This is a genomic window from Acinetobacter sp., from assembly GCF_039596015.1.
Classification (GTDB): domain Bacteria; phylum Pseudomonadota; class Gammaproteobacteria; order Pseudomonadales; family Moraxellaceae; genus Acinetobacter.
In genome coordinates this window covers 46,290-69,698 of sequence record NZ_JBCNKN010000004.1, presented here as the reverse complement: position 1 = coordinate 69,698, position 23,409 = coordinate 46,290, and the positions used below count along the sequence as shown (strand labels likewise).

Below are 23,409 nucleotides of genomic sequence, written 5' to 3'. Positions count from 1 at the left end.
ACATAACCTATGCCTCATCATGAACCTTTGACTCCAATGCGAAATGGGGTCAGTGCCAGCAAAGTCCATTTGCCACAGCAAAAAAAAGCCACTTCAATTTATACATTCTTATGCCAAAAATTTCCGCATATTTCGGCGGCAGAATGGCAACAACGCTTTCAGGATGGACTCATTTTAGATGCGCATGGGCAAACTTTAGCCATTGATCATCAATATCAAATCCAGCAACATATTTACTATTATCGTTTTTTAACAACCGAAGTTGCTGTACCTTTTGAACATGAAATTATGTTTGAAAATGAGCATTTTATTGCCGTTGATAAACCTCATTTTTTAACTATGACGCCAACAGGTCAATACGTTCAGGAAACACTGTTAGTTCGTCTAAAAAAACAAACCAACAATCCTTTTTTAACTCCGATTCATCGACTTGATCGGGAAACGGCAGGAATTGTACTTTTTTCAAAACAGCCCGAAACTCGAGGACTGTACCAAAACTTATTTGCCAGTCGTCAGGTGAATAAAGTTTATCATGCCATTGCGGCTTATAATTCAACACTTACCCTTCCATGTATAACGCAATTTAGAATGGAAAAAGGACAGCCTTTTTACACTATGCGCATTGTTGATGGTGAGCCAAATAGTGAAACCAAGATTGAACTGTTACAGCACAATGAACATTGGGCGAAATATCAGCTTAGCCCCAAAACAGGAAAACAACACCAATTACGTGTCCACCTTAATGCACTGGGTATTCCTATTTTACATGACCCTTTTTATCCACATGTCTGCCATAAAGCAGAAGACGATTTCAGTCAGCCGTTGCAGTTATTAGCCAAAACGATTTCGTTTGTTGATCCTATCACCAAACAACAAATGCAATTTTTTTCAACAAAAGATTTAGTGTTACCCTGACAATGTAATGACAATGCATAGATAAAAAACGATCAATCCCATTGAAATTACATTTCCTTTCGCTACAATTGATCCAATGACTTTATTTGGGTCTTCCCATCAATGAGAAAAACAGAAGTTTATCAAATACGGCTTGATTCACAGGAAAAGAAACTCGCCTTTGCCGTTTTTAAACAACTTGGCATTACGCCTGCCCAAGCCGTTCGCCTATTTTTTAAGCAGGTTGTTTTAACCAAATCAATTCCTTTTGCAATTGAAAACCAGAATATTGATATGGATCAATTATTCAAATTACGTCAAAAAAACCGAGTTCAAGCCACACCCCATGAAAATAATGAGCAACCAACAAATGGTCTAGCATTTGACCAAGAGCATGATGATTTATTTGATGAATTAAACGCTTTATTGGGTGAAAGTGAAAAACATTAAGCTTACATTTTTCTAAAAAATCATTGCACGTTGTACGCTATTTTTTGTTAGGCTAAATATGCAAATTTAGACAACAACAATAGGCACAACAATGATTGTTAGAAAAGCCATCCTTGAAGATCTTCCTCAACTTGCCATTTTATTTGATGAATACCGCCAATTTTATGGCGCATCTTCTAATCTGGATTTATCCTTGAACTTTCTAAAACAACGCTTTGAAAATAAAGAAAGTGTCATTTTTATTCATATCAAAGATGAAGTTTTCACAGGTTTTGTCTTGTTATATCGAGGTTTTTCCTCCGTCACTTGTTCAACCTACTATATTTTAGATGATGTGTATGTCACCCCACTGTACCGTAAACAAGGTTCGGCACAACAACTCATCGACACCGCCATTTTATTTGCTCGCTATGAAAATGCATTACGTATTTCACTCGAAACACACAAAACCAATCTTATTTCACATCAGTTATATGAAAAAATGGGTTTTGTTGCCGATGATGAGTTCAGAACTTTCCACTGTTTTTTAAAGTAAGCTTGGGTTAACTGTCTTGTGTTTTTGCTTGTTCAACTTCTTGAGCAGTTAAATAATACCATTCCGATTCTGCCAAATCTTCAGACAATGAGAACTGTCCAACTTGTTGACGATGCAAATGCTCAACTTTATTACCCACCGCAGCAATCATTCGTTTTACTTGGTGATATAAGCCCTGATGAATGGTCATTTGTAATTGATTTTCTGCTAACTGGGCCACTTCTGTCGCTTGATAAATTCCCTTCTCATTGCGTAACTCTACGCCTGTTTCCAATAAAGTAAGCTGTTCTGGCTGAACGGGATCTGCCGTTACCACCCGATATACTTTTGCGACATGTTTTCGAGGATGGGTCAATGCCTGTAAAAATTGACCATCGTCTGTGAATAACAGTAATCCTGTAGTGTCCTGATCTAATCGCCCCACACACTGTACATTGCGCTGAATTAAGATTTCAGGAAGTAATGAGAATACACTTTGATGATGTTGTGGCTGATGCGAGCATTCAAAGCCTTGCGGTTTATTCAATGCAATATAAACTTTTTCTCGATATTGATAGCATTCATCAAACACTTGAAAAGTTAAATTTTCAACTTGAACCTGCTGTTTCGGATTGTCACAAATTTCGCCTTCGATACGGACAAAACCTTTTTTAATCAATAACTGACATTCTTTTCTTGATCCAAAACCTTGTGACTGCAACATTTTTTCCAGCAGCATTCAAAAACCTATTTGTTCTCGCTATACAGAACTAAAGTTTAACTGAAATCCTCCATATAATTGCAGAAAATCATCTATTCAAACCTCATTTCAATCATTTTTCTCATATATCGCTAAAATAATATACAATCCATAATTTATAGATATTGCGATGTTCTCCCAATCATGTTCGCTCAGCTTGATGTTAATTTAATCGTTCTTCTTGTGTTACTCGCCTGTGGCATTCTGAGCCAAAATGCGGCAGTAACCATTGCCTCGGGTGTTTTGATTATTTTTAAACTCACACCTCTAAATCAATTTTTCCCTTATTTACAACAATATGGTTTACACATTGGGATTATCATCCTCACCATTGGCGTTTTAACCCCGATTGCTAGCGGGAAACTCAGTGGCGATAGTATTTTAAAATCATTTCTCAGCTTTAACTCAATTTTAGCTATTGCAGTTGGATTATTGGTGGCATGGCTTGGCGGACGTGGCGTTAAATTGATGAGTAACCAGCCTGATGTCGTTGCAGGATTGCTGATCGGTACTGTTGCAGGTGTGGCTTTTTTACGGGGTGTTCCTGTTGGCCCTCTTATTGCGGCAGGGATTTTATCGCTTTTTATTGGCCATTCCTGATTTAAATCTTCTAAATCAACAGGGCATCGCCGATAGACAATGCCCTGTTTTCACTATTAATTTGAATAATATTGCGTTCTTTGCTTAGAAAAACGCTCTAACTGTTTTAAAAATCCTTCAAAATAATTTTTGTCTTTATCTTCTACTCTAAAGCCTGCATATAAGGTACGGCGCAAACCTTGAGGCGAGACACAGTCTAAACGACGACTGGTCACCCATCCCTTTTGTTCATATTCTTTGACGACCCAATCGGGCAATGCTGCGATTCCTCGTCCGCTTGCAACCAATTGAATAAGCATTTGGGTTAAATCGGTTGTGCGGATGGATTTCGGCTGAATATTCGCAGGAATAAATAGATGCGCCATAATATCCAGACGGTGTTTATCAACAGGATAGGTAATCAGCGTTTCCTCTGCTAACTCTTGCACAGTAATTCGTTCTGTTCGAACTAAAGGATGCGTATTGGATAGCACCAAACGCGACTCATACTCAAATATAGGAAAATATTCAATTCCTTTTAGTGCAATTGGGTCAGCCGTGATCAGTAAATCAAATTCTCCATTTTGCAGTAGTTCATGTGGATTGGCTTCAAATGCAGAAGCAAAATCCAAATCTACATCAGGATATTGCTGGCGATATTGATTTAACAACGGCATAAGCCAATCGAAACAACTATGGCATTCTGAAGAGAAAATAATACGTCCTGTTTGCCCATGAATAATACGGGTAATGTCGCTTTGTGCGATCTGAATTTGCGGCAAAATATCATCTGCTAATTTGAGTAAACGCTGCCCAACATTTGAAAATTGTAATGGTCGACTTCTTCTATTCACTACTTCTACCCCAAACCAAGAATCCAACTCTTTTAACTGATGTGAAATTGCCGAAGGCGTTAAACATAGATCTTGAGCTGCGGCAACCAAAGAGCCATGCTCTCGAAGTGCAATTAATGTTTTTAAGTGTCGAATCTCTAACATAGCATCAAATTCATAATGAATTAATTTCACTATATCATAAAATAGGTTAACAAACCTCAACATTAATTATATTTTATTATTTTTGTATTAAATGAATATTTCTAATAAAGGTTCAAACCAATGACACATACGATGTGTTAGGCATCTATGATATTCATCCCCATTCCCCAACTACAAATAATATGAGAACAGTCTTCAATCGTTCTTTACAAATAATTTTCAGCAAAACATCTATGAATGAGCTGATATTGGTTTAAAAACGCGTAATTGGAAAGAAACTCGTGCAGCTTTAGAACAATTGGTTCAAATGGCTAAAGACGTACCCAAACAATTAGTGGCATAATAATAACAAGAAAGCGTTTAACTCCAAGTGTCTAAGGTCAAACTTAGGCACTTTTTTTATATCTGAATGATTCAATTTGAGTCATGGTCAAAATTACGTCATATCTCTTATCAATATTTAAACCATGCTAAATTATCCCGAATATAAGATGCCTCTTACCCAATCGCTTTGAAAAACTAGAACTTGATGTGCAATACCACACTATTTCCAGATCACATCTGTTATCTATAAACCGAGAACATAAAATCAAGGAAAAACGATAAAGCTACTGTTATTTATCCTCAAAATAAGCAGGTTGTTGTACGCGATATAATCCACAATTGCCTGAAAATAAATAAGCAAATAAACAGGTTATTACGGCATAAATTGTTATTGATGTTCCAAACAACTCTATCGCGAGCATGATTGAGGTAAGTGGTGCTTTACTTGCACCTGAAAAAATACTGACCAAACCCAAGCCTGCCAACAATGAAATAGGGAGTGGTAAGATTTGACCTAATGCATTACCCACAGTTGTTCCCACAAAAAATAATGGCGTAATTTCACCGCCTTTAAATCCTGAACCTAATGTAACTGCTGTAAATAATGTTTTATTCAAAAAATCATACATAGGCAGTGGATGTTGAAACGAAGCAATAATAGTTGAAATACCCAATCCATTGTAATATTGGCTTCCGACCAATAGTGTCAACAACATAATCACAATACCACCAACCATTGGACGAAATGGCGCATGTGGAATGAATCTGACAAACATGTCACTCAAAAAATGTATAGAGAAAATAAATAATCGTGCAGCAAAGCCGAAAATCAACCCAGCAATTACCAAGTTAAAAAGGACGGTTGTGTTGACCATTGGAATTTGAGTAATTTTATAAAATACATGCGGATGGAATACACCAAACCATTCAGGAATACTCGAAGCAACAAGCGCAGAAACAAAGCATGGAAAAACGGCTGAATAACGTAATTTCCCTAAGGATGTAATCTCTAAACCATACATTGCCCCGGCTAAAGGCAAACCAAAAATAGCAGCAAAACCAGAACCAATGCTCGCAATTAAAAAAATTTTTCGATTTGAACGAGACACTCTCATAACTTGAGTAATGTGATCGGTCAATGCCCCTGAAAGCTGTACTGCTGGGGCTTCACGCCCTGCTGACCCACCAAAAAATTGGGTTAAGACAGCTGTAAAAAAAATAAGTGGACTCATTCTTTTAGGAATAAAAGAGCGGGACTCATGAATTTCATCTAATAAAAGATGTGTACCTTTCTCAATCGGTGTTCCATAACGATAAAACAGAAAACCAATGCCAAGCCCCACAAAAGGTAAAAAATAAATCAGCCAGGGATAAAGCGTTCTGATCCGTGTTGCCAAATCAAAACAGGTAAAAATTAAGGTCGATGCTAACCCAGAAACCATACCAATAATTACTGAGGCAACGAACCAATACAATGTATAGCGAATAATCTGCGCATATTCAGATGAGGGGAGAATTTTCATACAGAGATGCTTTTAAAAACGATCTAGAATCTAAGATAGTCTTCAATGAAGATAAAAGAATTTTGTTAGTTTAACACGAGCTATTTTTAAACTGATTTGCTTTTTATTTCTTATTCGCTAAAAAAGACCTAAACACATTGCATATTTAGGCCTTTTAGTAAAACGAATAACTAATTAGATGTCAAAGCTACGTACCGCTTCAACAATGGCATCTGTTGTGATACCAAAGAATTTAAACAAATCTTTCGCTGGAGCAGATTCGCCATACGTTGTCATACCAATGACTTTGCCGTCTAAACCTACAAATTTCCACCAGTAATCTGCATGTGCAGCTTCAACTGCAACACGCGCACGGATATTTGTCGGTAAAACTGCTTCACGATATGCAGCATCTTGTTTCATAAATTCTTCAGCACATGGCATAGACACAACACGCACACCTTCAAGCTGAGCATGCGCTTCCATTGCTAAAGCAACTTCTGAACCCGTTGCAATGATAATTGCTTTTAACTCACCTTTTTCTTCAGCAAGGACATAACCACCTTTTTCAGCATTGGCAATTTGCGCTGCTGTACGGTTTTGGAATGCCAAGTTTTGACGAGAAAGAATCAGTGCAGTTGGGCCATCTTTACGTGCCAAACCTGATTTCCATGCAATCGCTGTTTCAATAGTATCCGCAGGACGCCAAGTGTTTAAGTTTGGTGTAGAACGAAGAGAAGCAATTTGTTCAATTGGTTGATGTGTAGGACCATCTTCACCCAAACCAATAGAGTCATGCGTATAAACATGGATCACACGTTGCTTCATTAAAGCAGACATGCGTACAGCGTTACGCGCATATTCCATAAACATTAAGAATGTTGCAACGTAAGGAATAAAGCCACCATGTAAAGCAACACCATTGGCGATTGCAGTCATACCAAACTCACGGACACCATAATACACATAGTTTCCTGCTGGGTTTTCCTGCACACCTTGACAACCTTTCCAAAGCGTTAAGTTTGAACCTGCCAAGTCTGCTGAACCACCCAAAAATTCAGGAAGCAACGGGCCAAATGCCTGCAAAGTATTTTGACTTGCTTTACGTGTTGCAATGGTTTCTGCTTTTTCATTGGTTTGAGCAATAAATTCATCTGCTTTCGCCAAGAAATCTGCTGGCAAATCACCATTTAAGCGGCGTAGTAATTCTGCTGCTTCTGTTGGATATTTCGCTTGATACTGTGCAAAAACAGCATTCCATGCAGCTTCAGCCTGTTGACCTTTTTCTTTAGCATCCCATGCAGCATAAACATCCGCTGGAATAACAAAGGCGTCTTCGTTCCAACCTAAAGCTTCACGAGTTAGAGTAATTTCATCTTTACCTAGTGGTGCACCATGACAGTCTTCTTTACCCTGTTTGTTTGGTGAACCTAGACCAATAATGGTTTTACAGATAATGATTGTTGGTTTTTGAGTTTCTGCTTTCGCTTCAACAGTTGCCTGACGAATCGCATCTGCATCATGACCATCTACACGAAGCACTTGCCAACCGTAAGCTTTAAAACGTTGTTCTGTGTCATCATTGAACCAGCCTTCTACCTCACCATCGATAGAAATGCCATTGTCGTCATAATACGCAATCAATTTACCTAACTTTAAAGTTCCTGCTAAAGAACAAACCTCATGTGAGATCCCTTCCATTAAGCAGCCATCACCCAAGAAACAGTAAGTAAAGTGATCGACAACACTTAAATCTGCTTTGTTAAACTGAGCAGCTAATGTTCTTTCTGCAAGTGCAAAACCTACCGCATTGGCAATCCCCTGACCAAGAGGACCAGTTGTGGTTTCTACACCTGGTGCATAACCCAATTCAGGGTGTCCTGGTGTTTTTGAATGAAGCTGACGGAACTGCTTTAAGTCATCAATTGACAAAGCATAACCTGTTAAATGTAATAGTGCATATTGCAACATTGAGCCATGACCATTTGAAAGTACAAAGCGGTCACGGTTTGCCCATTGTGGATTAGTTGGATTGTGGTTTAAAAATTCACGCCAAACCACATCGGCGATATCTGCCATCCCCATCGGCGCGCCAGGATGTCCTGAATTGGCTTGCTGTACAGCATCCATAGCGAGTACACGAATTGCGTTTGCAATACGACGTTCGTTTAAAGGGGTCGTCATAGGTCAGGATCCAAATTTCGAAGGTTTAAGAAAATGAATAAAAATTCAAACGTATATATTGTCTTAAAAAAATGAAGATGGGTAAAGCTTATTTTCCTTTAGATTTGCATAAATTCATACTGAATCCATAAACATTAAGGATCTCGACCATTTATATAAAAGAAATCTAATCATGATGAATCAAAATTTATTACAATTAGGCTCTAACTTTATCGACAAGACCGTAATAAAACATTTCATCCAAATCAATAAAAACCATCAAAATAAAACACTATTTTATTTAATTTCAAAAACTTAATTCAAAAACCACCCAATATATCAATTTTATACATGCTGAATATCAGTAAAAAGAAAGCTCTTTTGCAAGAAATTTATTCAATTTATTCAGGTTTTACTAGTCCTAAAAGCCGAGAAGAGGTAACATATTGCGTCTTTAGAATTACTGTGATAGGACTTTCATGCGCGAGTACGCTGTTTTTACTTCGGAATCTGTAAGCGAAGGTCATCCAGATAAGATGGCTGACCAAATCAGTGACGCTATTTTGGATGCGATTTTAAAAGAAGACCCTTATGCGCGGGTTGCTTGTGAAACATTAGTAAAAACAGGTGCAGTTGTACTTGCAGGTGAAATCACAACAACCGCAAATGTTGATGTTGAAGCAATTGTGCGTCAAACGGTAAATGGTATTGGTTATCATCATTCAGACTTAGGTTTTGATGGTTCAACTTGTGCTGTAATCAATATGATTGGTAAACAATCACCTGAGATTGCTCAGGGTGTTGACCGCCAAAAACCTGAAGATCAAGGTGCAGGCGACCAAGGCTTAATGTTTGGTTACGCAAGTCGTGAAACTGATGTCTTAATGCCAGCTCCAATTTCATATGCACATCGTCTTATGGAACGCCAAGCTGAGTTACGTCGTTCAGGTGCTTTACCTTGGTTACGCCCAGATGCAAAAAGCCAAGTAACTTTTGCCTATGAAAATGGCAAACCTGTACGCTTAGATGCTGTAGTGTTGTCTACACAACATGACCCAGAGATTACACAGGCTCAGCTCAAAGAGGCTGTGATTGAAGAAATCATTAAACCTGTTATTCCAAGCGACATGTTCCATGCTGCAACCAAATTCCACATCAACCCAACGGGGATGTTTGTGATTGGTGGTCCAGTAGGTGACTGTGGTTTAACTGGTCGTAAAATTATTGTTGATACTTACGGCGGTATGGCACGTCACGGCGGTGGTGCTTTCTCTGGTAAAGACCCATCAAAAGTTGACCGTTCAGCAGCTTATGCTGGTCGTTATGTTGCCAAAAACATTGTGGCAGCAGGTTTGGCAGATAAGTGTGAAATTCAGGTGAGTTATGCCATTGGCGTTGCAGAGCCAACTTCTATTTCAATCAATACATTCAATACTGCAAAAATTGATGATGAATTGATTATTGCTTTAGTACGTGAACACTTCGATTTACGTCCATTTGGTATTACACGTATGCTAAATCTTTTACAACCAATGTATAAGCAAACAGCTGCTTATGGACATTTTGGTCGTCAAGGTTCAGATACTGCTTTCACATGGGAAAAAACGGACAAGGTTGAGGCGCTACGCCAATCAAGCGGTTTGTAATTTTTCTCATATAAAAAAGCCTGCGATTTAAAGCAGGCTTTTTTTATATATTATAATTTTTAATTTTTTCCCGACTGCATTAAATCTGTAATCACCTTTTTCGGTGTTACAGCATCCTGATTCTGTTTGAAATACAATTTGCCCGCCATGACCCCGACAGCCATAACCAAGCACGTAATAATACAGAAAAACCAAAAACCGAAAGGGCTCCGAATATAATGCGAACCACAATTTGGACAGGATTTATCTGCTGAAGATAATACCTGATTGCAGCAAGCACAACGATATTGATACATTACGCCTCCTCACCTTTATCTTCTATGAGTTTTTCACTCTGTTGGTATATTCTCTTTTATCAAGATTAAAAAGTCATGACAAGCCCATCAATCATTTTCTATTTTCTCTAAAAAGGATTTTTTTGTTATCACTTTTATTTGCTACACTCTATTTATATATAATGAATTGCTAAAAGATATGGAAAAATTAATTGTAAAAGGCGGTTTCCGTGAACGTGCAAATCGAAATCGCAAATATCAACATTCCGAAAATCAACAAACAAAGCTTGATCCACATCGTTATTCTAAATCGGTTCAAGAACATGTTTCCGTAGCAGAGCAAAACTCTAACCCTGAAACATTTGAGAAAAAGCAACCATAAAAAAAACAGAATCATCAGATTCTGTTTTTTAGTACCTAAAATTTAGTTTTTCTTAACGTCTTTTAACTCGATCTTTTTATAATCTGGCTGCACTTCTCGTGCTTCACCATCAATAATACTTGAGTCCCGTGTACCTGTTTGTTGCTGCATTTGACGCATTAAATCTTCAAAAGGATTTTTTCCGCCCAAATCAGCTCCCATTCCGCCCATCATTTTACTCATCATGGCTTGTTGGCGTTTTGCCATTGCCGACATCAACGCACGTACCACCATTTTTTGCACTGGTGGCAACAAGATCAGTACCGCAAGAACATCCGAAATCAATCCAGGAATAATTAATAATATGCCTGAAATGGCAAGTGCAATTTTATGTGTCACCGTACTATCCGCAGACAACTGCCCTGTCATTTGCATTTGTTGCAACTGAGGCATAATTGTTGCTGTGCTTGAACGTAATAATTTGAATCCAATCACTGCAGCGAGAATGAACCAAAAAAATACATACCACCCACTAATGAATTGTGCGACACCAATCCACACTGCAATCTCTAGTATTGCCCCAATGACGACCATTAAAACGACGTTCATGAAAACTTATCTACCCTTTAATCATGTAAATTGTGCCACTATTTCTGAACTCAAAAATAATTGCGCTTTAAAATATATAGGGATGATCTTAAACTTTTAAAGGGCTATCTCATTAAAAAGAATTGTTCAATTCAATTGAGTATCTTTTTTTCCACCAAACTTCTAATTCCTGAGGATTCATTGCCTTGGCAAATAAATGACCTTGTACAATATTATATCCCTGATTACATAGAAATTTATTTTGTGCTTCAGTTTCAATACCTTCTGCTACAACGTCTAAATTTAAATTTTTACCAATATCTAAAATCGCACCACTCAAAGCACGTGCAATTTCATCAGTTTCTAAACAAGCAACAAAACTTCGGTCTAATTTTAATTCATTTACAGATAAACGGTGTAAACAACTCAAACTCGCATATCCAGTTCCAAAATCATCCATCGACAAACGAACACCAAGCTGATGAATCTGAGCTAAGGTTGTCACGGTATTTTGGTTTGTATCCAGCAAAATCGTTTCGGTTAGTTCTAAAGTTAGAACCTGAGGCTTCAAATTAAATCTTTTGAGCAGGTTAGTAATAATTGCTGGCAAGCTTAAATCATGAAAACTGATTGCGGATAAATTGACAGACATTTTAGGAATATTCATGCCCTGTGCACGCCATTTTGACAATTGGGAGCAGGCCTCTTCTAAAGCCCAATAACCAATTGTCATCACCAACCCACACTCTTCTGCAATCGGTATAAAAACAGAAGGTAGAATATGTCCGAGTTTTGAATGATTCCAACGTGCTAATGCTTCTACACCATAAAGGCGGTTAGAATTTAAATCGAATTGAGGTTGATAATATAATTCTAATTGGTTTTCAATGACTGCTTGTCTTAATGCATTTTCAAGTATCAGTTTTTCTTGTGCTTTCTGGTTCATCTCCACACTAAAGAAACAAAAATTACCCTGACCTTTTTTCTTTGCCTGATACATGGCCATATCTGCACGGCTGAGTAGCGTATCAATATCACGACCATCCATTGGAAACATTGCAATTCCGACACTGGCACTAATAGCAATCGAAGTTTTTTCAATAAGCATCGGCTCAGATAAAATTGCTTGTAAATGTTCCACTCGGGCAGTGACTTGATCTGTGCCACAATGCGGCAAGATCACCACAAACTCATCTCCAGAAAGCCGACCGACCACTTCTGTGGATTTTAAGGCTGAACGTAAGCGTGTCGCAACACCATTTAGCAGATCATCCCCTGCTTTATGCCCCAACGAATCATTAACTTTTTTAAACCGATCCAGATCAATAAATAAAACAGCCAATGCCTCATCTTCATGAATTGCTGTTTCAATCACCTGATCTATTGTTGCCTGTAATAATGCCCGATTCGGCAATTTGGTCAGCGTGTCATAAAAAGCCAGTTGACGGATATGTTGTCTTGTTTTTTCTCTTTCTATCGCCAATGCACAAAGATAGGTACATGCATTCACAAAATACTGATAAAAAGAAATCATGTTTTTGTCTGGAACTTGCCTGAAATAAAATGCAAAAGTCCCAATGACTTCCTTTGCTTTATTAAAAAAAGGGGTTGACCAGCATCCTTTATACCCCAGACTTAAAACTTGATTTCTTGTAGCAGAATCCTGCTCCCATAAAGGATCTGTTGCAATATCCTTAACAAAGACAGACTCTTTACGCCATGCTGCCGTCCCGCATGAGCCTACTTTAGGGCCAATCTCGAGACCATCAAGTCTGTGCGAATATGTCATCGGAAAACTTGGACTAGCCAGAGGATGCAAATAGCCTTGTCGATCAACTTCTAAAATTGTTGCAGCAATATCCGGGACAATTCTTTCAACTTCAAGGCAAATCAAATCTAGCGTAGCTGATAATGGTTTTTCCTGAACCATCGATTCTAAGGCTTTATATTGTAATGATTCATGAATTTTTGAGCGTGTAATATCCGTAAATGTCAAAACCCTGTACTGTAATTCTTTTTTATGATTAAAAATAAAATTAATAAAAATTTTCATCCAATAAAATTGTTTATCTTTGCTTATACAGATTTTATCTAATTCAATAGATTTTTGTTCACCCACAGGCCGTGGTAATTGAAAATTAACAATATCAGATGTTTCTTCGTGTGGTTTTAATATCTCTATTGCTTTTTTGCCATAAATTTCTTCATATTCCCAACCAAATAATCGACTAAATCCCCCATTTGCATAAATAACACCTCCATCTTTATTTGTAATCAGCATCGCAGTATCAATTGAATCTATTGCCAACTTTAATCGGTCTAAGTATTTCCCTTTTTTTATATCAATATTCCCCGTAACATCCGATAATATTTGAATATATTTTATTTTTTCTTTATTCTCATTTTTTAATGGCATCATATTAATTTCAAAATAATGAAGCTCACCTTTTATTGTAAATTGTTGGAATATACCTAAAAAGTTTTTAACTTGTCGAAAACTGTCTTCTAAAGAAACAGGATTATCGCCTAAAAAATGATTTGGAATAAATTCATGATAAGACTGTCCAATTGAAATTAAAGGAGATATTTTTTGTAGCATGGTTATATAATTAGAATTTGCCTGATATAAATAACCATTGCAATCAAATACAGCAATCGCCATATTTTGATCAAACAATTGTATTAATTCTTCAGTATCTATATCATACCTAAACATACCCAACCTCAATTACTATTTTTTTATTCATCTAATGTTTTATATTTTCAGTCATCTGTATTTTTTTAATTCCCCCTTTTTTTCAGATTTCTTAATCAATTTTTTAAATTAAACTCATAATGTGACTTATTTATCAAAGTTAAATTATAGCAGCACCTCAAAAAAATCAAGCTTTTATTGCTCTGTTTAGCCCAGCAATGATCAGCACTTTACAAGTACCTACAACGTGATAGCGTGTACGGATGCAACAAACTACAAAAACATTTCACCCATAGGTGCAATGCACCTTATAATAGTAATTTCTATTTTTATAATCATATAGTTATGTCGCTTATTATTGGTATTGACCCTGGTTCCAGACTCACAGGTTACGGTATTATTGAAAAACAAGGCAATACTTTAACTTTTGTAGATGCCGGAACAATTCGTACCGAAACGCAAGGAATGCCTGAACGCTTAAAACGTATTTTTGCAGGTGTTGAACGCATTGTGAAATTTCATGGCCCGACAGAAGCTGCGGTTGAGCAAGTCTTTATGGCACAAAACCCAGACTCCGCATTAAAGCTTGGTCAGGCCCGAGGTGCAGCAATTGCCGCTTTAGTGAATTTGGACTTACAAGTGGCTGAATATACAGCCCGTCAAATTAAGCAGTCCGTTGTTGGCTATGGCGCGGCCGACAAAGAACAAGTCCAAATGATGGTCATGAAGTTACTCAAATTACAGATCTGCCCGCAAGCCGATGCTGCGGATGCTTTAGCTGCCGCCATCTGCCACGCTCACGCTTCGGGTAGCATGAGTAAAATGGCGGTATTAAATGCACTTGGTGGCATGGCTCGTGGACGTAGTCGTTACAGCACACGTCGTCGTTAATCTTTTATTCATCAAGGTTTATCAGCTGATAAATCGCCTGTGGCATGTGTTGAGCCTGAACGCCACGCATGCCTTTTTCAGCCAGAATATCACCTGCCTGTGCATGTAAAGTTACAACTTCTGCAAGTGTAATCTCATCGTTTAACTGGGCTTTTAGTCCAGCCAACATACCAGAAAGCACATCCCCCATCCCACCAGTCCCCATTCCAGCATTCCCTTGTGTGCAAATAGAGAGCTTATCCGCTTCTAGAATTAAGCTTCCTGCACCTTTAAGCACCCAATTTCCAGCATATTTTTGCTGTAATTGCCGAATGGCTGCAATACGGTCCTGTTCAATTTCGGATGAAGTGATTCCCAACAGTTTTGCAGCTTCCCCAGCATGTGGCGTTAGATAAATATGTGAAGGTAATATTTTTGGATTTTGTGCCAAAAACCACAGTGCATCTGCATCCAGTACAACAGCAGATAGCGGGCTTTGTAATATCTCATCAACCCATTTTTGATAGGTCTTTTGCGCCCATTGGTCACGTCCAAGCCCCATACCAAAACTCACCGCATCCACTTGTGCCAATAATGCTTTTTGCTCCTGATCTGAAATTTGATTAATATCTCTGAGCATAATATTCGGTGCACGTGCCAATATTGCAATATGATGTTTTGCGTCACAGACGATAGTCACCTTTCCTGCACCCGTTGCAAAAGCAGCCTCAGCCGCCATAATAACGGCTCCCCCCATATTAGCATGACCACCAATAATCAAAACATGCCCATAATCCCCTTTATGCCCAAAGGCCTTTCGTTGTGGTAAATGAACTTTTTGAGGTGTTAAGTAAGCCAGAGGCGATAAGTTTTCATGTAAAGGAATGAGCGAAATGAGCCGTACATCACCTACATATTCTTTACCTTGCCCTGTAAACAAACCAGCCTTATACCCTAAACCTGTCAATGTCAGGTCTGCTTTCACGGCATAAGGTTGTGGCTGCCCTGTATTTGCATCTAAACCACTCGGAATATCAATACTTATTTTTAAGCCCGACTGATGGTTAAAATGATGAATCACACCTTGCCATGTTTCGTCTAACAAACGGTTTAAGCCAATACCAAAAAGCGCATCGATGTGACAGTCATATTTTTTTTGAAGATTAAGATGCGGATAAATTGGAATATTTTTTGTCTGTGCATATAAATATGCTTGTTTAAGTGATGCAGAGTCGCCCCCCTGCATTGCATAAATCTCAACGTTATAACCAAGCTGCATTAAATATGCGGCAAGATAATAACCATCGCCAGCGTTATTCCCCTGACCACACCAGACTGCAATATTGTGTTGTTTTTTCTGCCCCAAATACACATCAATTTGCTGTGCCATCGACCATGCCATTTGCTGCATTAAACCTAAAGCAGAATTCCCTTGTGCAAACCAATGTTGTTCCCATGCTTGGATCTGTTGGCTATGGTACACTTGTTGCATCTCTATTCCCTCATGTTTTTTATGTCGGCAACACCTCACACCTGCAAAATACCACTTCAGCAAAACGATCCACAAGCCCTAAAAATGTGGATCAAGGAACAGGCACTCAATTTGGGTTTTGCCGATTGCGTCATCGCACATCCAAATACTCAAGATAAAGAAATGCCACGTTTTCTAGCTTATCTAGAAAAAGGCTATCATGGTGATATGCATTATCTGGCCGAGAATCTGGATAAACGGGCTAATCCTGCCCTTTTGGTTCCTGGAACAAAAAGTATTATTTGTGTCCGTATGAATTATTTGGTTGAAACACCCAAACCTCGCCATGTCCCCGATGCACCTAACAGTGCCATTATTGCACGTTATGCACGTGGTCGTGATTATCATAAAGTTATGCGTGGACGTTTAAAAACACTGGCTCAGCGTATTCAAGATCAAGTTGGCGAATTTGAATCTCGCCCTTTTGCCGACTCTGCACCCATCTTTGAAAAATCGATTCATGAAAGTGCAGGTATGGGATGGACAGGAAAACACACCTTACTCATCCATAAAAAGTCAGGCTCTTTTTTCGTATTGGGTGAACTTTTTACCTCTTTAGAACTACCCGCAGATCCACCTGCAACAGCCCACTGTGGAAGTTGTTCGGCATGTATCGATATTTGCCCAACACAAGCAATTGTTGAACCTTATATGTTAGATGCTCGACGCTGTATTGCTTATTTAACAATTGAATATAAAGGGATTATCCCAGAAGAATTAAGACAAGGTATTGGCAACCGCGTGTTTGGTTGTGATGATTGCCAACTCATTTGCCCATGGAACAGTTTTGCCAAAGTCACCCCCATTGAAGACTTTCACCCACGACACAATTTAGACCAACTGAGTCTATTAGAACTCTGGCAATGGAATGAAACGACTTTTTTAGCATCGACTGAAGGAAGCCCTATTCGTCGCACAGGTTTTCAGAGCTTCAAACGCAATATTGCCATTGGTTTAGGAAATGCACCTTACTCATCAGACATTGTACAATCATTAAAAGATGGTAAAAATTGCCATGATGAGATCGTCAATGTGCATATTGATTGGGCAATTGAACAACAACTTAAAAAAGCATCTTCATGACAAGATCTTACATGGATCACTATTTTTAGCTTCTATTTTGCAAACAAGTTGGTATAAAGTTTTCATGCTGTTTAAAATCTTTGCAACGAAAACCCACAACTTTGCAAGTAACTCAACAATTTTATATTTAAAAGCTGATTTTAACCTTTTTTAAACAATCGACAGTATTTTGTAAAGTTTTGCCCTTTTGTTTTAAAAAAAAGCGTTTAATATCGTGATCATTAACTTGATGTACCATAGGGCAATTATGCACGTTAGAAACGACTGGACTCGTGAAGAAATCCAAAAGCTATATGAGCAACCTTTTCTAGATTTGGTATTTGAGGCTCAACGTGTTCATCGTGAGTATTTTCCTGCGAATACCATTCAAGTCAGCACTTTACTTTCGATTAAAACAGGTAAATGCCCTGAAGATTGTAAATATTGCTCTCAGTCTGCGCACTACGACTCTAAATTAGAAGCTGAAAAACGCATCGCTGTAGAAAAAGTGATTTCTGAAGCAAAAGAAGCAAAAGAAGCGGGTTCTTCACGTTTTTGTATGGGTGCTGCATGGCGTAACCCGCATGAACGCGACATGCCTTATGTTTTAGAAATGGTTAAAGAAGTCAAAGCATTGGGCATGGAAACATGCATGACTTTAGGTATGTTAAATCAATCACAAGCAGAACGCTTAAAGGATGCAGGGTTAGATTATTATAATCACAACCTTGACACATCTCGTGAATATTACAATAACATCATCAGCACGCGTACTTTTGATGACCGTTTAGACACACTTGATCATGTTCGTAATGCAGGCTTAAAAGTATGTAGTGGCGGTATTGTCGGTCTAGGCGAACAAAAACAAGACCGTATTGGCTTGTTACATGAACTTGCAACACTCCCGATTCACCCTGAATCTGTACCAATCAACATGCTTGTTCCAATTGAAGGTACGCCACTTGCTGATGTCGAAAAACTAGATGTCACAGAGTGGATTCGCACTATTGCTGTTGCACGTATCATTATGCCGAAAAGCTATATTCGTCTTTCAGCAGGCCGTGAATCAATGAGCGATTCAGATCAAGCCTTGGCATTTATGGCAGGTGCAAACTCACTGTTCTCTGGTGAAAAATTATTGACCACACCAAATGCAGGTGAAGGTAAAGACAAAGTATTGTTCAATAAATTAGGTTTAACTGCGGAAAAACCAAAGTTAACTGCAGCACAACTTTCTGTTGATGCAATGTCGTTAACTGCATAATTTTTTAAAAATGAGCTGGTGAAGCGAATTCACCATCTCTAAAAATTAAACCTGTGATTGTAATATGCAAAAAACAATCACAGGTTTTTTATTGGCCTGATTTTAAGAAGTGACCAAAATTCCATATTTTGCAGTTAAATATTGACCTTGCCTAAGAATATCAACACCTGCTGCATGAGTAACAGTCAGTTCTTGTGTGTGGACATCAAAATGAAATTCATCATAACAATCTTGATGTTGTAACAGCCAAGTAATTGTATCTTGGATGTTTTCATCTACGGTGTATTGTTCGGATTGGAAGTTTTTAGTCAAAGGTTTTTCTCTCAACGTTGTCTAATATCTATCTAGCCCTAAAATTAAGGAATAAAAAAGCCCGCAAAAGCGAGCTATTTTACAATTGAATATTAGTAGATTGCCATATGATTGCGATGAAACATAAATCTATATAGTTGAAATACATAGATAAATATTTAATAAATTAATTCCCAACCTCCTGATTAACCTCTCAAGGTATGTCGGCTAGAATTTTTGCTCGGATTATTAAGCCTCAATCAAATAACTTCCACAAGCCGTATTAATCAACACTTTCTCGCTTGCATCGCCATCCTCAAGGTTGTAAATAACCTCATTTGCTGAGTCTTGAATAACTACTAACCGACCTGCGTTTTCATGTAGCTCAATTAGGTCTGCAACTTCATCGGTTGTTAAAAGTGTTACTTGCATGAGTTGTCCCGTAGGATTTTGAAGGGACTCTTAATATATGTCAGAAACTTGGATAAGCGCTGACTTACTTTGCGCAATTCATAAGCAATCAAATGATTAAATTTGATCGTTTGGTTCTTTTTCGCTCGAAATTATGTTTGCACACTGCATTATCGCCCTCACTCATCTAAAAATATGAATAAAATCAATCTTCATTAGTAAAATCTTACTTACAAATAACGGAGAAGAATATGACCGCCATTGAACGCACCAAAGAAATGGACGCCCTTTGTGAGAGGGCTATTTTCTTAGTGAACAAATCAAGGGAAAACGAAAAGAATGCACAAGGCTGTGTTCTTTATATCGCAATCTTTTTAGTGGTGGGATTTTTCTTCTTTCCTTGCCTGATTATCGCAGCGGTAGCATTTGGTCTACGCTGTTGGGGATTGAAGCAAGTCGAAATTGCACAAGAAGAATTAAGAACGCTTGATCAGGTGCCTGGCATTACAGAGTACCTCAAAGCGTTCTATTCAAACTAAACCTCTTGACAGGTCAAGGAACGGGCAAGGAAACTTGCCCGTTTTTTATTGTCTGTTGTTTGAGTTTGTTTCTAATCTTGTCCGTAACCCCCGCTAAATGCTCACCATTTGCGTTTTAAGCCCGATTAAAAGGTTTAATGACCATTTCAATAGGTTTAAGTTAAAACGCGCTGTAAACCGCGTTAATTTGACTTGTAGGGATTGTGAAGTTTTTGATCTATAAGAACGCTCAAATTTGCTGCCGATTGATGAATGGTATCCACACAGCACTTTCGTTTTTTTCTAAGACTTCGGCTTTTTTGATCGGTTCGCACGATTGAAATTTTGCGGAGCTGAGGCGGAGCAAAATTGAAACTGCGGTTCTGATCTTGTTGATTGGTTTATCTTTGCGGTTGGTCGCTGGTGGTCGCATTGAATGAAAATTGTCGGAGCTGAGGCGGAGACAATTTGAATTGCGGTTGCTGTTGGTTGTTTTTACGTTCGGACTCGCTAACGCTCATCCTCTCGATTTAATCTTTAACTAAACAAGGTGTATAGGTATTTACTACAGTTAGTATTACTACAGTTAATAAGAAACACTTTAAAGCTCAGATAATGCAGATGGTAGCCCAAGCCACACCATGTCAGGCTTTGAGGGCTAATTTCATCCAGTCTGATTAAACCAACATTTGAGGTGGAATTTACGAAACTAAAAATTGCGTATGAAGTTACCTACGGATTTAGCGACAACCTCGTTTAGCTTCGCATGCGACTTAATATGATCAAGGTGGTTCCGCTTATTTCGGCTCTTGCTAATGATGCTAACCTCTTCGCCAAACAGTTTCACAAGCTTTCGGTATTCGTCCGTTTGGTCTGTTGTGGCGTCATCAGTTAGGTGTGTAAATTTCAATAACTTAAAAGCTTTATTGGTAAGGTATCTTAAATTGTTCGCATCATCGCCCCATTCAACAAGCATTTGTCCTCTGAGGTTAATTTCAATCCGTGTTCTGTGTTGATTTGGTGGCAGTGGTTTGTTTCTGTCCTGCACTTTGTTGTAAATTCTCAGATACGAATCGCCCTGTGTCTTGTGACCGATACCGATGGTGTAGCATTTTTGGGTATATTTCATGGCGGTTTCAGACTTCGCAGGCATAAACTGCCAATCATCACTTGTATAAACACGCAGATCTTTATTGTTAAAGCAACCGCCAACACGGATTGATTTAGCTAATGCAAGCATGAATGACTTTGCATTGATGTTCCAAAAATCAAGAGCAACTTCAAGCACAATAATTTTGAGTGAACTCGGCTGGTATTCACGACGTAGCAAATTTAAAATATTTTCGTACTCACTCCCCGTCGAAACATCATGTAAATCAATTGTGAATGTCCGCTTATTTCGTGATGACTGAACTACATAAGGGTTGTCATTAATGCCTTTAGCCTTCAAAAAATCTTTAATATCATTGTATGGCTTTCTTGGTCGCTTGAAGTTATAACTCTCACCGACAACGATTTCCAATCTCAGCCAGTCGATTACCGCTGTAATTTTCGGCTTCTTGATTTTAAAGTGTTGGTTCAAATCGGAGTTGTCGAACTCAGGTTTTAGCTCAAAACAATTGATGTCCGTTGTTTTGGCCTCTATTTTATTGGCTTCACGCAAACCTGTTTGTATAGTTGGACTATTGGCATACATGTCTAACAGAGCATGAACTTCCGACGTTGGAGTTTTCGATGTAATTTCTTTTGGCACTGGCTGGCTATCGTCATCGTTAATTTCAATATCTTCCCAAGTGACCGCCAGTGGTTCATTTTCATTGGGGAACTCACCTGCAATGGCATCCATTTCAGCAAGAAGCCACTCACGGTCTGCCAGCTCACGGGCGTTAAGGTATTGTGTATCTTCACAGGGGAACTCTTTCGCTATTGCGTCTAACTCAGCAAGAAATTGTTTGTATTCCATGTCTTACTCAACTGATTTTTTTGGCAAAATATGCTAAGATGACATCCAATTCGTTGGTCATCAGCTCAGTTTTTGCCGACTGTGTGAATGAATAAAGGGAAATGTTTGCGCATTTCCCTTTTTTGTTTGTGGTACGTGGGCGCACCTTTACTTTTTGCCTAACTGGAGCATAAGTTCGGCATGAACATCATCAAAATTCATTTTGAGCTGTCCTTCGGTCGCGATGTCGTAATGATCAATGATCATCCAAACTGCATTGTTAATGCCTATCTCGCTCTTGAGGTCTAAACCGTCTGAGTTTTCAATGATGTTTTCGACAAATGACGTAATGAGTTCAGGCATCACCTCAGATGAATCCCTGACAGTATTATCTTTCATGATTACTTCAACCATTACGCCACCCTCTTAGCTTGATTTTGATAATAACCTTGTGGCTTGAACATGCTCGCAAAGGCTTTTAAGCCGCCGCTAGTGTAGAACAGCTCGCCCTCGACCAAATGGCAACAAACTCGCACGCCATCTTGCCCCTTCCACCGCTGTGGATTCCATTTGAGATAGCCCCACCATTGTTGTTTGGTTTTTGGCAATTCCTGTGCCAACTCCTTTTCCAAAAAAGCCGCCGCTTCATTCATTGTGTAAACTTCCATTTTTGCCTTCCTTGCCATGACCGCTATCAATATGGTCAGTTATGTTTTTATGAATGCAGCATTCTTCCTAAACACCGCATCTATAACTATTGTGATCTACTCTAAAGCCCTAAACGCTTGGCTTGCGCCACTGCTTCAAGAATTTCATTTGCAAATACTTCCGCTTCTACGGTAGTCAGAGCAGATACGCGTAACGGGTGATTAATAATTAATTGCAACGACACTGCATTTGACTGCCCTCGCTCTGCGTTGTCGGCGATCAAATTCACCGATGCACCTTTCCAAACATATCCAAAGTTTTGCCCAAATGAGTTTTGGTTCTCTTGGTCAGCCAAACCGAAGCGAGCCGTCAAATCTACTATCCGTGACTGTTGGACTATTACGCGCTTCGCTTGAGCCTGCTCTTTGCGCTTGGCGATAAACGCTTCAAGATCAGACAAGCGGTACATGGCAATGTTGTGGATGGTGCGCTCGTATGGAATACGCTTTTCAGGTTTAACTCTTGGCTTGGAGTTGTCGTTTAAGAAAGTGTTCCACTGAACTGCCGTCTTTGACTTGTCCGCCTCATGGAGGCATTGCGCTGCTTGAGAGCGGGTAAGTAACTTTGTTTTTGTCATACCAATCCTTTGTGTGACCTTGTTTTCAAGCTAAAATTATACATCAACAAATAGGAAATAAAAACCACTATTGGAAAAAAAAGAAAAAGGGGCTAAAGCCCCATATTCAATTAGCACACGGCTAAGCCCCAAGTGTTTAGCTTGAGCAACTGCTTCAAGAATTTCATTTGAAATGCCTCAGGTAAAATCTTCCTCATTGCTTTGATTCAAGCCATGCAAATACTTCTTCGGTCTTCCATACTGTTGCGCCGTTTAATCGACGCGGTTGTGGGAATTTCCCACTTTTAACCCACGTCCATAGAGTTTTTTCTGTAATTGGCAACAAGCCAGTTCTAGCGGGTTTTTCTTTTAATTTTCTAATTTGACCTTTCATCTTCCCAGTCTTGTAAGTGTGGATTTTTTCAGGCGTGGCAGGTGCAGAAGTGATTGTTTTCGCACGAATGAAGGCAGGTAGGTTCATATTTTCCTCGGCAATTAAAGAGACCT

The 23,409-nt window shown here is 38.7% G+C and carries 25 protein-coding genes; 10 read left to right on the top strand and 15 right to left on the bottom strand.

The genetic code is table 11. The annotated features are described in order from the left end of the window. Positions 1–9 precede the first annotated feature (9 nt). From ABDV70_RS05525 to ABDV70_RS05515, 3 genes are all read left to right on the top strand, one after another. Complete coding sequence (locus ABDV70_RS05525) at positions 10–915, top strand: pseudouridine synthase (protein WP_343596077.1); 906 nt, start codon at positions 10–12, stop codon at positions 913–915. Between the two features lie 102 nt (positions 916–1,017). Beyond that, positions 1,018–1,344 (top strand): type II toxin-antitoxin system RelB/DinJ family antitoxin, encoded by a 327-nt coding sequence (locus ABDV70_RS05520; RefSeq protein WP_343596076.1) that lies wholly within the window; start codon positions 1,018–1,020, stop codon positions 1,342–1,344. A gap of 91 nt (positions 1,345–1,435) precedes the next feature. Continuing rightward, positions 1,436–1,879 carry a GNAT family N-acetyltransferase gene (locus ABDV70_RS05515; RefSeq protein WP_343596075.1) on the top strand — a complete coding sequence of 148 codons (444 nt, stop codon included), beginning with the start codon at positions 1,436–1,438 and terminating at the stop codon, positions 1,877–1,879. Between the two features lie 7 nt (positions 1,880–1,886). Here ABDV70_RS05515 and ABDV70_RS05510 read toward each other — a convergent pair whose 3' ends face one another. Next, positions 1,887–2,597, bottom strand: coding sequence for a 16S rRNA pseudouridine(516) synthase (locus ABDV70_RS05510; RefSeq protein WP_343596073.1), 711 nt, complete (start codon positions 2,595–2,597; stop codon positions 1,887–1,889). 165 nt (positions 2,598–2,762) lie between these two features. On the opposite strand from ABDV70_RS05510, the gene ABDV70_RS05505 reads away from it, so the two are divergent. Next, positions 2,763–3,218 carry a DUF441 domain-containing protein gene (locus tag ABDV70_RS05505; protein ID WP_343596072.1) on the top strand — a complete coding sequence of 152 codons (456 nt, stop codon included), beginning with the start codon at positions 2,763–2,765 and terminating at the stop codon, positions 3,216–3,218. A 56-nt stretch (positions 3,219–3,274) separates the two neighbouring features. Here the strand turns inward: ABDV70_RS05505 and ABDV70_RS05500 are convergent, their stop codons facing one another. The 3 genes from ABDV70_RS05500 to tkt form a co-directional block, all read right to left on the bottom strand. Further along, entirely contained in the window at positions 3,275–4,195 is a 921-nt protein-coding gene (locus ABDV70_RS05500) for a LysR family transcriptional regulator (protein WP_343596071.1), read from the bottom strand. Between the two features lie 614 nt (positions 4,196–4,809). Next, positions 4,810–6,042, bottom strand: a complete 1,233-nt coding sequence (locus ABDV70_RS05495) for a chloride channel protein (protein WP_343596070.1) — start codon at positions 6,040–6,042, stop codon at positions 4,810–4,812. A 174-nt stretch (positions 6,043–6,216) separates the two neighbouring features. Next, positions 6,217–8,205, bottom strand: a complete 1,989-nt coding sequence (gene tkt, locus ABDV70_RS05490; protein WP_343596069.1) for a transketolase — start codon at positions 8,203–8,205, stop codon at positions 6,217–6,219. A gap of 458 nt (positions 8,206–8,663) precedes the next feature. On the opposite strand from tkt, the gene metK reads away from it, so the two are divergent. Then, positions 8,664–9,830 (top strand): methionine adenosyltransferase, encoded by a 1,167-nt coding sequence (metK, locus tag ABDV70_RS05485; RefSeq protein ID WP_343596068.1) that lies wholly within the window; start codon positions 8,664–8,666, stop codon positions 9,828–9,830. Between the two features lie 59 nt (positions 9,831–9,889). Here metK and ABDV70_RS05480 read toward each other — a convergent pair whose 3' ends face one another. Next, the gene (locus ABDV70_RS05480; RefSeq protein ID WP_343596067.1) at positions 9,890–10,126 is read right to left on the bottom strand and encodes a hypothetical protein; all 237 of its coding nucleotides are present in this window, start codon (positions 10,124–10,126) and stop codon (positions 9,890–9,892) included. A gap of 178 nt (positions 10,127–10,304) precedes the next feature. On the opposite strand from ABDV70_RS05480, the gene ABDV70_RS05475 reads away from it, so the two are divergent. Further along, a complete protein-coding gene (locus ABDV70_RS05475) occupies positions 10,305–10,487 on the top strand; it encodes a hypothetical protein (RefSeq protein ID WP_343596066.1) in 183 nt (60 codons plus the stop codon). A 42-nt stretch (positions 10,488–10,529) separates the two neighbouring features. Here ABDV70_RS05475 and ABDV70_RS05470 read toward each other — a convergent pair whose 3' ends face one another. Both ABDV70_RS05470 and ABDV70_RS05465 read right to left on the bottom strand, forming a co-directional pair. After that, positions 10,530–11,075: an FxsA family protein gene (locus tag ABDV70_RS05470; RefSeq protein ID WP_343596065.1), complete on the bottom strand. Its 546-nt coding sequence runs from the start codon at positions 11,073–11,075 to the stop codon at positions 10,530–10,532. Between the two features lie 112 nt (positions 11,076–11,187). Next, positions 11,188–13,782, bottom strand: coding sequence for an EAL domain-containing protein (locus ABDV70_RS05465; RefSeq protein WP_343596064.1), 2,595 nt, complete (start codon positions 13,780–13,782; stop codon positions 11,188–11,190). 312 nt (positions 13,783–14,094) lie between these two features. Between ABDV70_RS05465 and ruvC the strand changes: the two genes are divergently transcribed. Beyond that, entirely contained in the window at positions 14,095–14,640 is a 546-nt protein-coding gene (gene ruvC / locus ABDV70_RS05460; protein WP_343596063.1) for a crossover junction endodeoxyribonuclease RuvC, read from the top strand. A gap of 4 nt (positions 14,641–14,644) precedes the next feature. Here the strand turns inward: ruvC and ABDV70_RS05455 are convergent, their stop codons facing one another. Next, a complete protein-coding gene (locus ABDV70_RS05455; RefSeq protein ID WP_343596062.1) occupies positions 14,645–16,111 on the bottom strand; it encodes an NAD(P)H-hydrate dehydratase in 1,467 nt (488 codons plus the stop codon). Between the two features lie 21 nt (positions 16,112–16,132). On the opposite strand from ABDV70_RS05455, the gene queG reads away from it, so the two are divergent. Both queG and bioB read left to right on the top strand, forming a co-directional pair. Further along, positions 16,133–17,233 (top strand): tRNA epoxyqueuosine(34) reductase QueG, encoded by a 1,101-nt coding sequence (gene queG / locus ABDV70_RS05450; RefSeq protein ID WP_343596061.1) that lies wholly within the window; start codon positions 16,133–16,135, stop codon positions 17,231–17,233. 247 nt (positions 17,234–17,480) lie between these two features. Then, the gene (bioB, locus tag ABDV70_RS05445) at positions 17,481–18,476 is read left to right on the top strand and encodes a biotin synthase BioB (protein ID WP_343596060.1); all 996 of its coding nucleotides are present in this window, start codon (positions 17,481–17,483) and stop codon (positions 18,474–18,476) included. Between the two features lie 102 nt (positions 18,477–18,578). Here bioB and ABDV70_RS05440 read toward each other — a convergent pair whose 3' ends face one another. Then, entirely contained in the window at positions 18,579–18,788 is a 210-nt protein-coding gene (locus ABDV70_RS05440; RefSeq protein WP_343596058.1) for a hypothetical protein, read from the bottom strand. Between the two features lie 228 nt (positions 18,789–19,016). Continuing rightward, complete coding sequence (locus ABDV70_RS05435) at positions 19,017–19,199, bottom strand: hypothetical protein (protein ID WP_343596056.1); 183 nt, start codon at positions 19,197–19,199, stop codon at positions 19,017–19,019. 230 nt (positions 19,200–19,429) lie between these two features. On the opposite strand from ABDV70_RS05435, the gene ABDV70_RS05430 reads away from it, so the two are divergent. Continuing rightward, positions 19,430–19,717, top strand: a complete 288-nt coding sequence (locus ABDV70_RS05430) for a hypothetical protein (RefSeq protein WP_343596055.1) — start codon at positions 19,430–19,432, stop codon at positions 19,715–19,717. Positions 19,718–20,405: 688 nt separating this feature from the next. Here the strand turns inward: ABDV70_RS05430 and ABDV70_RS05425 are convergent. The 5 genes from ABDV70_RS05425 to ABDV70_RS05405 form a co-directional block, all read right to left on the bottom strand. After that, on the bottom strand, positions 20,406–21,659 hold the full coding sequence (locus ABDV70_RS05425; protein ID WP_343596053.1) for a hypothetical protein: 1,254 nt from the start codon (positions 21,657–21,659) through the stop codon (positions 20,406–20,408). Positions 21,660–21,806: 147 nt separating this feature from the next. After that, positions 21,807–22,037: a hypothetical protein gene (locus ABDV70_RS05420; protein ID WP_343596052.1), complete on the bottom strand. Its 231-nt coding sequence runs from the start codon at positions 22,035–22,037 to the stop codon at positions 21,807–21,809. A gap of 14 nt (positions 22,038–22,051) precedes the next feature. Further along, positions 22,052–22,306: a hypothetical protein gene (locus ABDV70_RS05415; RefSeq protein ID WP_343596050.1), complete on the bottom strand. Its 255-nt coding sequence runs from the start codon at positions 22,304–22,306 to the stop codon at positions 22,052–22,054. Positions 22,307–22,407: 101 nt separating this feature from the next. After that, entirely contained in the window at positions 22,408–22,923 is a 516-nt protein-coding gene (locus tag ABDV70_RS05410) for a hypothetical protein (protein ID WP_343596049.1), read from the bottom strand. Positions 22,924–23,116: 193 nt separating this feature from the next. Further along, positions 23,117–23,383 (bottom strand): AlpA family phage regulatory protein, encoded by a 267-nt coding sequence (locus tag ABDV70_RS05405; protein WP_343596048.1) that lies wholly within the window; start codon positions 23,381–23,383, stop codon positions 23,117–23,119. Between the last annotated feature and the right edge of the window lie 26 nt (positions 23,384–23,409).

Coding starts and splice junctions, on each gene's coding strand:
- ABDV70_RS05500 (WP_343596071.1), bottom strand. CDS start 4,195: ATGTTAGAGATTCGACACTTAAAAACATTAATTGCACTTCGAGAGCAT.
- metK (WP_343596068.1), top strand. CDS start 8,664: ATGCGCGAGTACGCTGTTTTTACTTCGGAATCTGTAAGCGAAGGTCAT.
- ABDV70_RS05410 (WP_343596049.1), bottom strand. CDS start 22,923: ATGACAAAAACAAAGTTACTTACCCGCTCTCAAGCAGCGCAATGCCTC.
- ABDV70_RS05475 (WP_343596066.1), top strand. CDS start 10,305: ATGGAAAAATTAATTGTAAAAGGCGGTTTCCGTGAACGTGCAAATCGA.
- ABDV70_RS05505 (WP_343596072.1), top strand. CDS start 2,763: ATGTTCGCTCAGCTTGATGTTAATTTAATCGTTCTTCTTGTGTTACTC.
- ABDV70_RS05470 (WP_343596065.1), bottom strand. CDS start 11,075: ATGAACGTCGTTTTAATGGTCGTCATTGGGGCAATACTAGAGATTGCA.
- ABDV70_RS05405 (WP_343596048.1), bottom strand. CDS start 23,383: ATGAACCTACCTGCCTTCATTCGTGCGAAAACAATCACTTCTGCACCT.
- ABDV70_RS05520 (WP_343596076.1), top strand. CDS start 1,018: ATGAGAAAAACAGAAGTTTATCAAATACGGCTTGATTCACAGGAAAAG.
- ABDV70_RS05455 (WP_343596062.1), bottom strand. CDS start 16,111: ATGCAACAAGTGTACCATAGCCAACAGATCCAAGCATGGGAACAACAT.
- tkt (WP_343596069.1), bottom strand. CDS start 8,205: ATGACGACCCCTTTAAACGAACGTCGTATTGCAAACGCAATTCGTGTA.
- ABDV70_RS05425 (WP_343596053.1), bottom strand. CDS start 21,659: ATGGAATACAAACAATTTCTTGCTGAGTTAGACGCAATAGCGAAAGAG.
- ABDV70_RS05525 (WP_343596077.1), top strand. CDS start 10: ATGCCTCATCATGAACCTTTGACTCCAATGCGAAATGGGGTCAGTGCC.
- bioB (WP_343596060.1), top strand. CDS start 17,481: ATGCACGTTAGAAACGACTGGACTCGTGAAGAAATCCAAAAGCTATAT.
- ABDV70_RS05420 (WP_343596052.1), bottom strand. CDS start 22,037: ATGAAAGATAATACTGTCAGGGATTCATCTGAGGTGATGCCTGAACTC.
- ABDV70_RS05495 (WP_343596070.1), bottom strand. CDS start 6,042: ATGAAAATTCTCCCCTCATCTGAATATGCGCAGATTATTCGCTATACA.
- ABDV70_RS05480 (WP_343596067.1), bottom strand. CDS start 10,126: ATGTATCAATATCGTTGTGCTTGCTGCAATCAGGTATTATCTTCAGCA.
- ABDV70_RS05430 (WP_343596055.1), top strand. CDS start 19,430: ATGACCGCCATTGAACGCACCAAAGAAATGGACGCCCTTTGTGAGAGG.
- ABDV70_RS05435 (WP_343596056.1), bottom strand. CDS start 19,199: ATGCAAGTAACACTTTTAACAACCGATGAAGTTGCAGACCTAATTGAG.
- ruvC (WP_343596063.1), top strand. CDS start 14,095: ATGTCGCTTATTATTGGTATTGACCCTGGTTCCAGACTCACAGGTTAC.
- ABDV70_RS05415 (WP_343596050.1), bottom strand. CDS start 22,306: ATGGAAGTTTACACAATGAATGAAGCGGCGGCTTTTTTGGAAAAGGAG.
- ABDV70_RS05510 (WP_343596073.1), bottom strand. CDS start 2,597: ATGCTGCTGGAAAAAATGTTGCAGTCACAAGGTTTTGGATCAAGAAAA.
- ABDV70_RS05515 (WP_343596075.1), top strand. CDS start 1,436: ATGATTGTTAGAAAAGCCATCCTTGAAGATCTTCCTCAACTTGCCATT.
- queG (WP_343596061.1), top strand. CDS start 16,133: ATGTCGGCAACACCTCACACCTGCAAAATACCACTTCAGCAAAACGAT.